Origin of the sequence: Ruminococcus sp. 1001136sp1_2201st1_G3_2201SCRN_220225, assembly GCF_040924365.1 — a bacterium.
In the GTDB taxonomy this organism is placed as follows: Bacteria; Bacillota; Clostridia; order Lachnospirales; family Lachnospiraceae; genus Blautia_A; species Blautia_A faecis.
On sequence record NZ_JBCOME010000003.1, the window covers coordinates 45,222 to 58,229 of the forward strand.

Here is a 13,008-nt window from a genome sequence, read left to right on the forward strand (position 1 = left end):
ATTTTTATTTGCTCTTCCGCTCCTTTACCAGTGCAAATACACTCTGAAGTACAATGAAGAAGCACAGCAGGATTGCTGTTACAATGTTGGACCAGGAGCTGATCAGTTTTCCATTGGTTTTAACCAAAGTAGAAATCGTACCATTGATCAATACACCAAATAAGGAACCAAGTACATTTCCTACACCACCGGTAAGAAGTGTACCACCGATGACTGCGGAGGAAATAGCGTCCATTTCAAGGCCGGTTGCCTGGGTGGTGGTACCTGCCATGGTATTCAGGCAGTAGCAGATTCCGCCGATGGAAGTAAGGAAACTGGAAAGAATATATGCCTTCATCTGTGTTTTCTTAACATCAAGTCCCATCAGGGTTGCAGACTGCTGATTGCCGCCTACTGCGTAAATACTGCGGCCGAAGCGTGTGTATTTCAGCATCAGATAAATAGCAAGAATTACGATCAATGCAACTACAACAGTTACACGAAGGTATGGAAACTGCATGATTCCCTTTTTGTTCAGATACCCTCCAAATGGAAGGGAAATCTTAAAGCTGGAAAGAGTGGTAAAAATCTTGTCAGAAACAATACTTACCTGCTCTTTACAGATCACGGCTGTCATACCTCTGGCAAAGAACATTCCTGCCATAGTAACGATGAAAGGCTGGATTTCCAGGTAGGAAATACAGAAGCCCTGAACAATACCAAATATAATGCCAATTGCAAGAATCAGAAGCATAAGTACCGGGCTGGACCATCCCCACTGCTCAATTCCCACTGCCAGGATCATACAGTCCATAGCAACCAAGGAACCTACGGAAATATCAATACCGCCAGTAAGCATAACGCATGTCATACCAGCTGTGATGCAGATCAGACCTGCATTGTTGATCAGGATGTTCAGAAATGTCTGGAAACGGGTAAAGCCTTTGTCCGCATATACGATACATCCTGCAGCATACATTACAAAGAATAATACAATGGTGATCAGCAGCAACAGGTTATTGCTGTTTATTTTTTTCTTTTTCATGCCCGAGCTGCCTCCTTTCCGGATTTCTTTGTCAGCTTCTTAAAGAAGGCTTTGGCTGGCTCAGCCTGAATTACTACGATGATAATAACTACGATTGCCTTAAATACCGGTGCCTGTGCAGAAGAAACACCAAGTGCATACAGAGTTGTGGTAATCGCCTGGATGGTGTACGCTCCAATGATGGAACCTGCCAGGGAAAACTTACCGCCGCCAAGGCTGTTGCCGCCAAGTGCTACAGAAAGAATTGCATCCAGCTCCATGTTCAGACCGATGTTATTGGTATCTGCTGAATAGATTCTGGAGGTTGCAACCATACCTGCAAGACCTGCACAAAGACCGCAGATTGCATAGCACATAAGGATGATTTTTGCGGAATTAAAGCCTGCGATACGGGAAGCTTTTTTGTTAATACCAACACTCTGGATGTAAGTTCCAAGTGCTGTGTAGCGAAGTACAATAGAAGCAATTGCCACACACACAGCAGCCACAATGATCGGTGTAGGAATGATTCCGCAGTAAGCGCCAAGCTTCTGGAAAGAAGGAACTCGAACATAAACGATCTGGCTGTTGCAAAGAAGAAGTCCTACTGCTCGGCCTGCCGACCATAGGATCAGGGTGGCGACCATAGGCTGAATATTCATATAGGCAACCAGAAATCCATTAAAAACGCCACAGATCAAAGTGACAAGAAGTCCGGCTCCAATGCCAACCAGCAGCGGATGCGCATATTCCTGCACATTTACATTTCCGTATCCTGCAAGGATCATACAGCAGACACCTGCGTAAAGACTCATTACGGAACCAACGGAAATATCAGTACCGCCGGAAGCAGATACAACGAGTGTCATACCGATTGCCAGTATGGCGATTTCACTTCCACGGTTCAGGATGTCGATCAGACGTCCGTAAAGTACACCATTCTTAATGGAAATCATAAAGAAGGAAAGCGGTGCACTTCCTGTTGCAATATCATATACTACGTTGATCAGCATGACCAGGATCATACTGAAAACCGGAAGGAACAGACGTTTCTGCGCCAGTTTTTTGAAATTACCCATTACTGCTCACCTCCTGCGATTGCTTTCATTACGTTCATCTGGTTCATATCTGCCTCATCAATCTCTCCAACCTTCTGACCGTCACGGAGAACTGCCATACGGTTACAGGTACGGAGCATTTCCTCAATCTCAGAGGAAATGAAGATCAGACTCTTTCCTTCATCTGCAAGCTTCAGAACCAGCTTCTGGATCTCTGTCTTGGTACCGATATCGATGCCTCGAGTAGGCTCGTCCAGAATCAGGAAATCCGGGTTTGTTGCAAGCCATCTTGCAAGGATAACCTTCTGCTGGTTTCCACCGGAAAGTTGTTTGATCAAAGTCTCGCGGCTTGCACATTTGATCTGGAGAAGATCGATATACTTGTCTGCAATCTCACACTGTTTTGCCATAGGGATCTTTTTCAGAACTCCCTGTTTTGCCTGAATTGCAAGGATGATATTTTCTCTTACGGACAAATCTGCAACAATTCCCTCCGCTTTACGGTCGTCAGGAAGAAGTCCCATTCCAAGATGCATGGCATCAATAGGATTTTTCACCTTAACTTCCTTGCCTTTTACTTTCAAAGTACCAGTCTGGGCGCGGTCAGCACCGTAAATAGTACGTGCCAGTTCGCTTCGTCCGCTTCCAAGAAGTCCGGTAAGACCGATAACCTCTCCTTTGTGGATATCAAGGTCAAATGGTTTGATGGTTCCTGCATGGCTTAAGCCACGGGCTTCGATTACCATCGGTTCTTTTCTCTTATCTCCTGTGGTCTCCGGTTTAATGGAAGCAAGATCGTCGAAATCTTTTCCCATCATAGCTGCTACCAGCTTCACTCTCGGAAGATCTGCGATCTCATATTCGCCAACCAGCTGACCATTTCGAAGAACGGTAATTCCGTCACATACTGCATAAACCTGTTCCAGGAAATGGGTAACAAATATGATTCCTACACCTTTCTCCTTCAGTCTGCGCATCATGGTAAAAAGCTTTTCTACTTCACGGTCATCCAATGAAGAAGTTGGCTCATCCAGAATGAGCACCTTACAGTCCATATCTACAGCACGGGCAATTGCGATCATCTGCTGCAATGCCAGTGAATATTCTTCAAGATTACGTGTTACATCAACGTCAAGCTCCAGCTGTTTCATAAGGACAGCTGCCTGACGGTTCATTGCCTTTCGGTTGACCGTTCCAAGCTTTGTCAGTGGCTCGCGGCCTATGTAAAGATTCTCTGCCACCGAAAGGTTTGGACAGAGGTTTACTTCCTGATATACAGTAGAAATGCCCTTCTTCTGGGCGTCCATGGTATCTTTATTTACGATGGGATGATCAAATCCTTCCAGATAAATCTCTCCAGCCTCAAATTTATTTACGCCGGTCAGGCACTTGATCAATGTGGATTTACCCGCGCCATTCTCTCCCATCAGCGCGCGGATTTCACCTTTTTTCAATGTCAGATCCACGCCTTCCAGTGCTTTTACACCTGGGAATGTCATGCAGATTCCCTGCATTTTCAATACTACTCCTGCCTCCAACGCGATTCCTCCCTTCCCGTTATCAACTTCATTTTTCATTCTCCTCGTTATCGCGTTATTTGCCATAGATTCCTCTGTTCTGCGGCTCATAACCTCGTATAAACAACGAGATAAAACACGCTCTGCGAGTTTTACCCGTTATCGCGGCAGTCGCCAAGGTCTCATGCAAGCATGGACTTCGGCTCGTTGCTCGCGAAAATTAAGGGGAAGAAAATCCGCCTTGGGACTTTCCTCCCCTATTTGTTCATCTTTATCGTTTTTCAGCTGCTTGCTGATAACCAATTTCGATGTTTACGGATTGTTTCACAGCTCTGCTGTTTTCACACTCTCCGATTGATTTTTCTGATTAGTAAGCACGTCCAGCCAGAACTTCATCTGTCATAGTTGTAGCATACTCGCTCTCAATTCCAGGTGCTACGAATGCCTGATCCTCAACAAGTGTTGTCTTCTCAAATTCTTCGCCTGCCTGCATTTTCTCGATTACGCCCTTAACAACCTCAGCCTGGATCGGGTTACACTCAACATCACAGTTGATCTTTCCATCTAATGTATACTGAAGTCCATCGTGTGTTGCATCGAAGGAAATAAGAGTTACATCGCCGTCAACACCGTAGGTGATACCTGCTGCATCCATTGCATCCATTGCGCCGTATGCTTCGTTATCGTTCTGGCAGACAACTACATTGAACTGTCCCTCGTAGGATTTGATGAAAGACTCCATAACTTCCTGGCCACCAGCCTGTGTAAAGTCACCGGACTGAGAATCAAGGATCTTCCAGTTGTCATGCTCGCCAGCTACCTGATTGAATCCTTCTGTACGTCCAAGTGCTGCGGAAGCTCCTACGGAACCTTCGATTACAAGAATGTTAGCATCTTTATCGCCAAGATACTCAGCTAACCAGTTACCAGCTGTGATACCTTCGTTTGTTGTGTTTGTTCCAACCCATGCATCATATAAGTCGTCGCTTGCTTCGATCTCACGGTCTGCGATGATTACAGGGATTCCTGCATCCTGTGCTTCCTGAAGAACGGTGTCCCAGCCAGCGGACTGGATCGGAGCGATTACGATGTAATCCATATCTTTACTAATGAATGTACGAACTGCTTCAAGCTGTGCAGCATTGTCATTGTCGCAGTCTACAAGATCAAGGCTGTATCCGTTCTCTTCTGAGAAAACGTCCTGATAGTTCTGGGTGTTTGCTGTACGCCAGTCTGATTCATGTCCAACCTGTGCGTATCCAACTGTTACCAGATCGTCAGCGTAAACCGGCATAGCCATCATGCTGAGTGTTGCTGCTGCGAGTGCCATAACTGCTAATTTCTTTTTCATGTGATTGTTCCTCTCTTTCTTTTAGAAAAATACTTTTGCAGGTCGCGCCTGCCATTGGTTTCTCGTTCAACACTGATCCGTTTGCTGTCTTAGCTTTCCGTCCGTTCTTTGAATCCGTGTTCTTCTTGATGTCTATAATTTAGCGAAAATCAACATAAATTTCAATATTGTTTTCCCGCCTTTTGGTTGTTTCGTCAGTTCAAACAATACAAATTTGTTGGTTTTCATAGTGAAATACAGACAAATTTATATTATAATGAATTTCAAGCAGGAAAAGGGGTGATATTTTATGATTTCTCATTTAGAAAGTTTGTTTTCTTATGATTTTGTGAAAAATATTACACCTTTTTCTATGTTTTTCGATTTGGCAAACTGTCTAAGCTGGAAAAAAAAGGTTTGATCATTTGAAAAAAGGTATAATATTTTGGGTTTTAGAAGTGAAAAAGCAGAAGATTTATTGGGAAATCATAAATAATTCATGTGAAAATTTTATGAAATAACTATCCCAGCAAAATAAAAAAAACAGAGTGGCGCGACAGATTGCGGGAATACTTTTTCAGACACGCTCTAACCTAAGAAAGAGGAACTAAAATATATGGCGATCAAATATAAATGGCTGGTTGAACAGCTAAGAGAAATCATTTCAGATTCTATTCAAAAGGGAAGCAACAAGCTTCCCACCGAACAGGAGCTGGCTGTCAGATACCGTGTCAGCCGACAAACGGTCCGGGCTGCGCTGGCGGTTCTTGAAGATGAGCGGGAAATCCGCCGCATTAAAGGGAGCGGAGCTTACATTACCGGACTTTCCAGCCTGGAAGACCGGAATATAGTTGGAATTCTGATTCCCGATGAACAGCAATATGAATATCCTGCACTGATAAATGATATTCGTGTGGCGCTGGCTGCGGAGGGATTTTCCTGCAAGGTTTACCCCACTCACAATCATGTGGACCAGGAACGGCAAATCCTTCAGTTTCTTTTGAAAAGTCCGCTGCGAGCACTTATTGTGGAGCCTGTAAAAAGCGCCTTACCATCACCTAATACAGAGCTTTATCAAAGGCTGATACAAAGGGGAACTTCCATTTTGTTCCTGGGATGTGCTTATCCCCAGTTGTCTCAGATTCCAGTAATCTATGAAGATAATCTATATGGGGCTGGTCTTCTGGTGCAAAGTCTTGTGGAAAAAGGCCACTCTTCTATCGCCGGTATTTTCCAGATGGACGATCAGCGGGGACTTGAACGCTACCAGGGATTTCTGGATGCTATGCAAAATCAGGGGCTGACTGTACCAGACCGCAACATCTGCTGGTACACCACACAGGAACTGGATGATTTCCGTCAGAGCCAGGATATCAGCTTCCTGAAAAAATTTCTAGAACGGATCACCCCCGACTGCACTGCGTTTATTTGTGAGGATGACTTTATTGCATGGCTGTTATGGGAAGAGCTGTCGCTTGGACAGGAGAAAAAGATAGCAACTCATGCTTCCCTTTCATCCTCTCTTCAAAGCACTGGATTCAAGACTACTTCCGCCGACCATAGTTTCGAAACCACAATAGCACTAGCCGCCTTCAATACCAGCTACCTTACCACATCTGGTCTGCTCCGCGCCACAACACTGACACACCAGACACACCAGCCTGGTACTCTGGCCGCCCAAATGAGCATAAACAAATTAAAAGGACTCCCTGTCTCTTCGCAGGAAGTCCCATGGCAGTTATCACTGCCGAAATCGCATAATTAATTTTGAATATCATGCAGTCCCCTTACTCCGATATTCCCTTGGGCTGCACCCGGATTTTTTCTTAAACACATAACTGAAATAATGGGGATCCTTATATCCCACCTCCTGTGCGATCTCTCCGGACGACTTGTCCGTCTCGCGCAGGAGTTTTTTCGCTCTGTCAACACGTTTGCAGGTAATATACTCTACAAACGTCTTCTGCATATTCTGGCTGAAAATTGCGCTTAAATAGTTGGCACTCATATTTACCGCATCCGCTACTTCATTCAGGGAAATGGTCTCTTTATAGTAATTCTCATCAATATAATCCAGCACTTTCCTCATGGCGCTGTTGCCCTGAGACTCATTCTTCTCATCCCTGATATCAATGGCACTCTGAAGAATGTCCACACAATACCCTGCCACCTGTGATGCCTTGATGCTGGTATCCTGATATTTTCCCTCAATCCGTTCTGTATAACCCTCTTTTTCCACACCAATGGATTCCAGATACATAATAGTTGTAAACCGAATATGAAGCACCACATAATCCCGGAACATTCTGGACTCCAATGCCTTACTCATTCCACCCAGATATCCCTGAACGAACTCCTGGATCTCACTACTGCTTCCTTTTGTGAGAAAATCCTTGATGATCTCAGGATTCAGCTGTGAAGAATCCACTGCTGCCAGCCGGTTCTCCCCCTGCGAGTTTACATAACTTTCCAAAGTTTCTTCTGTAAGCACATGAAGCCCCGGCACCATAAAACGATATGCAAAATAATGATTCACGCTCTGATAACACTGGGAAAGCAGGCTCAATCTCTCCACTGGTTTTCCTACCGCCACATACCAGTCCATCTGCTCTTCCCCTTCGCAGGCCCGTTTCACATACTCCACGCAATTATCTGTCAGCTCTGGAAGCCGGGACAATTCCCCCTTTACCAGAACTCCATAACTGTTTACATTCCAGCGGAAAAGCAGATACTGGGGATAGCGGAGAAAATAATGAAGCACTTCATCCTGTTTCCGAAGAAAACCTGCCATCTTGTCCTTATTTTTCTCCTGTAAATACAGGAAAAGCAGATTATATCCTGCTGCCGTAATTTCTATGGACTGACGCTCTGCCTCATCATAAATCTCCTTAACCGACAGCTCGCCCTCCAGAATTTTCTCCATAAAACGCCGTCTGGAAAACTGCTCATACTCCTGGATCTCATTCTGGAACTGGGTGCGGTAGTCCTCCTGCTCCTGATCCTGCTCGATCTTATCTTTCAGTTCAAGAAGTACATTTTTCAGCTTCATTCTGGTAACCGGCTTCAGAAGATACTGGTCAACACCAACTTCAATTGCCTGTCTCGCATATTCAAAATCATCATAACCACTGATAATAATAATCTTCATCCGCGGAAATTCTTTGCTCACAATTTTACTTAAGGAAAGCCCATCCATAAAAGGCATTTTAATATCCGTGATCAATACATCCGGCTTCGTCTTACGGATCAGGGGCAAAGCCATTTCCCCGTCTGCTGCTTCTCCTACAAAACGGTATCCGAACTGATCCCAGGGAATCCTGTCCCTGAGCCCTTCGCGGATCACCGTCTCATCTTCAACCAGAAATACCTTCCGTAACATTTTCTTCCTCCCCAACGTTCTCCTGGGTATACACCCGCTCCGGAACATAATATGCTTTCTCTATTTCTTTGCCAGCTTCCATATCCTGAATGATCTGCTCCACGTATTTTCCCTGGTCAGGATTACACTGGACATCAATGTTGATCTCCCCATTTCTCACCAGCTCCACGCCCGCATCCACCGCATCAAAGGAAATTACCGTAATATCGCCGTTCACTCCTGCAGTTTTTCCTGCTTCTCTGATGGCTTCAAGAGCACCAAAAGTCATGTCATCGTTCTGTGAAACCACCACATCTATGTCCTCATACTGATCCAGAAGCCTTGCCATCTCTTCTTTTCCTTTTGCTGTGGTAAATTCTCCGTCTACCTGCTGCAAAATGTTCCAATTGCGCTGCACCTTTGCCACTTCATTGAACCCACGGGTTCTGCCGATGGTGGCGGAGGCGCCTTTGGTTCCTTTCAGCACTACAATGTTAACTTCGTCATCTTCCCTGCCCTGCTTTTTCATGTAATCCTCAAGCCAGTAACCGGCATCCTGTCCTTCGCGGACAAAATCGGAACCAACCCAGGAAGCATAGAGGGAGTCATCATCCACAGAAACCTTACGATCTATGAGAATTACCGGAATCCCGGCATCCTTCGCCTCCTGAAGCACAGTGTCCCAGCCAGATTCCTCAATAGGAGAAAGTACGATATAATCCACCTGCTGGGAAATAAAGCTTCGGATGGCCTTGATCTGATTGGCCTGCTTCTGTCTGGCATTGTCAAAAATCAGCATGTAGCCGTTTGCCCTGGTGAAAGCGTCCTGAATGGACTGCGTGTGGGCACTTCGCCATACAGATTCGCTTCCCACCTGGGCAACACCTACTACGATCAGATTATCGTCCTCCGCAGGAGTTTCCTGCACTTTACTGCTCAAAGGGCTTCCCAGAAGGGCCAGTGCCATAAGCACAAGCACAACCGGCGCCACAGCCCAGATATTTTTTCTTATAAACTGTCTCATACGCCTGTCTCCTCCTGCTGTGGCTGTCCACCCTCAATTATCTTATTGTCATTCTGCTGTTTCGGATTATTTTCTATTTTTTTATTTGCGTCAGAATTCACGCTGTTGCTGACATCAACCGCTTTTGCTGTATCATTCCCTGTTTTCTCCACCGGAGCTTCCAGAATAGCCGGGATCACAATCTCCACTGTAGTTCCCTTGCCCTTCTGTGACTGGATCTTCATTCCATACTCCGGTCCGAAATACATGTGGATACGCTCATTTACATTTGCCAGACCAAAGCCCTTCTCCGTCTCCTGGCAGGGCTTCTCGATCTGCTGGCGAAGCTGTTCAAGCTCTTCCTCATCCATGCCCACACCATCATCCCGGACAGTCAGACGGATAATATCGCCCTCTTTTTCCCCGTGAATGTGAATACAGCCTTTGGCACGTTTATATTTGATTCCATGGTAAAGTGCATTCTCCACCACTGGCTGAAGGGTCAGTTTCAGAATCTGATATTTATAAATCACCTGATCCAGCTGAATGTCATATTCCAGAATATCCCGATAACGCATCTCCTGAATCTGGAGGTAACTGCTGATGTGTTTTTCTTCTTCCTTAATGGAAATAAATTCCTTCCCTTTGCTGAGGATTTCACGGAAAAAGTCCGACAGTGTAACAACCATGGTCACCGCTTCGTCCGGCTCATTGGACTCGATCAGCCACACAATGGTGTCCAGCGTATTATAAAGAAAATGAGGCTGAATCTGCTCCTGAAGAAGGCGCAGATCTGCTTTTCGCATTTTCCGCTCGTCTTCCTTCACCTTATCGATCAGAGACTGCATGCTTCCTGCCATTTTGTTAAAGCTCACTGCAAGCTCAGCCACCTCATCATCGGAATCCGCCTGGGCTCTGGCATTGAAATCACCCTGGGCAATCTTCTCCGTAGCCTGGTTCAGCTGACTGATGGGCTGTATAATACCGGAAACGATCATCACCGCACTGACTGCAACCACAATGATCAGCACGCCGATCAGCACACTGCACACCACCATAAACCGCCCGATCTGATCCTGCAGGGTATCTGTGACCTTGTCCATATAACGTGTCTGATAATAGATATAATACTGGATATCATCCTGGATCAGTTCCGTCAGAATGTAAATATTATTGTCCAGCTTCTCAATATTCTCATTGTATCTGCCCCCGGCAGAAATACTGTCCACAATATCGTCCACCCTTTTTTCCAGGGTATCAATATTGCGAAGAAGACTCTCCAGCCACAGCTTGCTCTCAGATTCTGTGGTAATGGCTGTCAGTCTGGTAAATTCGCTGCGTAATTCATCTATTAAAGTATATGGATTCTTAAGACTTTTGTCTGTTTCGATGGTATCCAGAGTGACGTAGCCAACAACCAGCTTATACAGGCTCTCGTCCATCTCTTCCTTGAAATTCAGATTGTAATTATTCGCTACAGTCATGTTGCTTACGATCTCATCATAAGTATTGCTGTAACTTGCCATCGAGGCAAGAAGATACATCACAAGAAGAATAAACGGCAGTGTTACCACTGCCGCCAGTGTAAGAATTTTCTTTTTCATAAAGTAAAACTTACCCCCACTCCCGCAGGTCCCCCGACCTGCAAATGCTGCTGTTCGCGATTTTTACCCAAAATAATTCGTCGAACAATACCTCAATATATTACATTATAATAAGCCTTGCCTACTGCACCGTCTCGATCATCTTCCCCACATAAGAATTCTGTACAAGCATAGGCTGCTCTTCTGCCCGCTTCATTTCCTCCTGGATACGGCCCTGAATATCCTGCAAGCACTCCAGCAGCAGCGGATTGAAGGTTCCGCACTCACCGGCCAGGATCATCTCCATAGCCTTCTCATGGGAAAATGCTTTCTTATAAACACGCTCGCTTGTCAGTGCATCATATACATCTGCAACAGAAACCACCTGAGCTGCAATCGGAATTTCTTCCCCCTTCAGACCATCTGGATAACCCTTGCCATCGTAGCGCTCATGGTGCCATCTGCAGATCTGGTAAGCCACCTTCACAAGCTCTTCATTCTGATAAACACCCAGGCTCTTCAGCATGGAAGCACCGATCAGGGTATGCTTCTTCATTTCCTCAAACTCTTCATTTGTCAGTCTGCCTGGTTTATTCAAAATCTTCTCGTCGATTCCCACTTTACCAATATCGTGAAGGGCAGATGCAATTGTGATCATGTACTGGTCAGACCATTTTAGATCATATTTGTCTGTTTTCTGCATCAGTCTGTCCAGCAGAAATCCGGTCAACATCTTTATGTGCTGAACGTGCTGACCACTCTCTCCATTACGAAATTCTACGATATGGCTGAGAATATCTATCAAAATTTGACTATTTTTTTCTTTTTCTCGAATTTGATCCGTTACAAGTGTGATTAGGCGCCTCTGTTTTGCGTATAATTTAATAGTATTATATACACGCCGGTAAACAACCTTGGCATCAAACGGGCGGCTGATATAGTCTGAAACTCCCATTTCATACGCCCGGCGTATATATGATTCTGTCTCCTCACTGGAGATCATGATGACCGGAATATCCTCGATCCAATGGTTCCGGTTCATCTCCTCAAGAACTGCAAAGCCGTCCATGCCAGGCATTACAATATCAAGCAACACCAGTGAGATTCCTGCACCATACTCCCGAAGCACGGAGAGACATTCCTCCCCACTGCTTACTTCCATAGTCTTAAAATCATGGTGCAGAATCTCCGCAAGAATATCACGGTTCAGCTCAGCATCATCCACGATCAGAATCTGCTGTTTCAGCTCATCACGATTAACCTCTGCGCCGTCTGCATTTCCATCTTTTATCTCATTAGACTCGGTTACCACCAGATTCTTACGGGTTTTCGCCTGGTACATAAAACGGTCAGCTCTTCCTACCACACTTCCGATTGTTTCATCTGCCCCGGCAATTGTACCTCCAATGCTCACAGAAAGCTGAATCCCTGCATATCCCGGCACAGCAGCCAGATGGATCTTATCATGGATTTCCTGCAGTCTTCCGGCAAATTTCACTTCCGTTACTCCAGGAAACACCAGAAGAAACTCATCCCCACCATAGCGGATCAGAATATCATCCTTACGGATATGCTTGCATATGGTTTCTGCAACAACAGTCAGTGCCATATCCCCGACATTATGTCCATATGTGTCGTTATAAAGCTTAAAATCGTCCAGATCGATCATGGCAATTCCAGCCGGTCCCATCTGGGACTTCAATTCTTCTTCATAATAACGTCTGTTGTATGCCTTCGTAAGAACATCCTGATACAGTCTCTCGTTATATCCGGTAAGGCTGCTGATCAGGCGCTCATAATCTTTCCGGTCGATCAGGCTGCTTTTATCCATTTTCTTCAAAAGCTCCATTACATAAGGATTACCGTCAATTTCCAGATATTTAGCCATGATCTGATAAATGTCATCTCCAATAAATTCCAGCTTGCACAGCTCTGCCTTCCGTAAAAAGGCTTCCATTGCCACACATCCCTGGCAAAAATGCCCTATGCACAAATCTGCCTTTTTTGTCTGTCCGCCCTCTGCTGCCAACAGACCTTCTGCATTCAATTTCTCCAGTTTATCCTGGTCAAGAAGCCTTACAAAGTTAAAAACCTTACGGTAACAGACCATCTCGTATTCTGCCTGCTCCATGGTGATTTTGTAATCTGATACCATA

Annotated in this window: 9 protein-coding genes; 1 reads left to right on the forward strand and 8 read right to left on the reverse strand. The window is 45.2% G+C overall.

Going from position 1 to position 13,008, the window contains the following annotated elements; translation table 11 throughout:
* Positions 1 to 4: 4 nt before the first annotated feature.
* The 4 genes from AB5642_RS01985 to AB5642_RS02000 form a co-directional block, all read right to left on the reverse strand.
* On the reverse strand, positions 5 to 1,024 hold the full coding sequence (locus tag AB5642_RS01985) for a sugar ABC transporter permease YjfF (protein ID WP_148461387.1): 1,020 nt from the start codon (positions 1,022 to 1,024) through the stop codon (positions 5 to 7).
* Positions 1,021 to 2,082 (reverse strand): ABC transporter permease, encoded by a 1,062-nt coding sequence (locus tag AB5642_RS01990; protein WP_118577725.1) that lies wholly within the window; start codon positions 2,080 to 2,082, stop codon positions 1,021 to 1,023. The genes AB5642_RS01985 and AB5642_RS01990 overlap by 4 nt, the downstream gene beginning before the upstream one ends.
* On the reverse strand, positions 2,082 to 3,638 hold the full coding sequence (locus tag AB5642_RS01995) for a sugar ABC transporter ATP-binding protein (RefSeq protein WP_330590177.1): 1,557 nt from the start codon (positions 3,636 to 3,638) through the stop codon (positions 2,082 to 2,084). The genes AB5642_RS01990 and AB5642_RS01995 overlap by 1 nt, the downstream gene beginning before the upstream one ends.
* A gap of 307 nt (positions 3,639 to 3,945) precedes the next feature.
* The gene (locus AB5642_RS02000; protein WP_173772959.1) at positions 3,946 to 4,929 is read right to left on the reverse strand and encodes an ABC transporter substrate-binding protein; all 984 of its coding nucleotides are present in this window, start codon (positions 4,927 to 4,929) and stop codon (positions 3,946 to 3,948) included.
* Positions 4,930 to 5,524: 595 nt separating this feature from the next.
* On the opposite strand from AB5642_RS02000, the gene AB5642_RS02005 reads away from it, so the two are divergent.
* Positions 5,525 to 6,673: a GntR family transcriptional regulator gene (locus AB5642_RS02005; protein WP_195991966.1), complete on the forward strand. Its 1,149-nt coding sequence runs from the start codon at positions 5,525 to 5,527 to the stop codon at positions 6,671 to 6,673.
* Positions 6,674 to 6,682: 9 nt separating this feature from the next.
* Here the strand turns inward: AB5642_RS02005 and AB5642_RS02010 are convergent, their stop codons facing one another.
* The 4 genes from AB5642_RS02010 to AB5642_RS02025 all read right to left on the reverse strand — a co-directional run bounded on the left by AB5642_RS02010 (position 6,683) and on the right by AB5642_RS02025 (position 13,007).
* Positions 6,683 to 8,287: a response regulator gene (locus tag AB5642_RS02010; protein WP_173770587.1), complete on the reverse strand. Its 1,605-nt coding sequence runs from the start codon at positions 8,285 to 8,287 to the stop codon at positions 6,683 to 6,685.
* Positions 8,262 to 9,290 carry an ABC transporter substrate-binding protein gene (locus AB5642_RS02015; RefSeq protein ID WP_173716786.1) on the reverse strand — a complete coding sequence of 343 codons (1,029 nt, stop codon included), beginning with the start codon at positions 9,288 to 9,290 and terminating at the stop codon, positions 8,262 to 8,264. The genes AB5642_RS02010 and AB5642_RS02015 overlap by 26 nt, the downstream gene beginning before the upstream one ends.
* The gene (locus AB5642_RS02020) at positions 9,287 to 10,873 is read right to left on the reverse strand and encodes a sensor histidine kinase (RefSeq protein ID WP_173718022.1); all 1,587 of its coding nucleotides are present in this window, start codon (positions 10,871 to 10,873) and stop codon (positions 9,287 to 9,289) included. The genes AB5642_RS02015 and AB5642_RS02020 overlap by 4 nt, the downstream gene beginning before the upstream one ends.
* A gap of 121 nt (positions 10,874 to 10,994) precedes the next feature.
* Positions 10,995 to 13,007 carry a diguanylate cyclase gene (locus AB5642_RS02025; RefSeq protein WP_173718021.1) on the reverse strand — a complete coding sequence of 671 codons (2,013 nt, stop codon included), beginning with the start codon at positions 13,005 to 13,007 and terminating at the stop codon, positions 10,995 to 10,997.
* Between the last annotated feature and the right edge of the window lies 1 nt (position 13,008).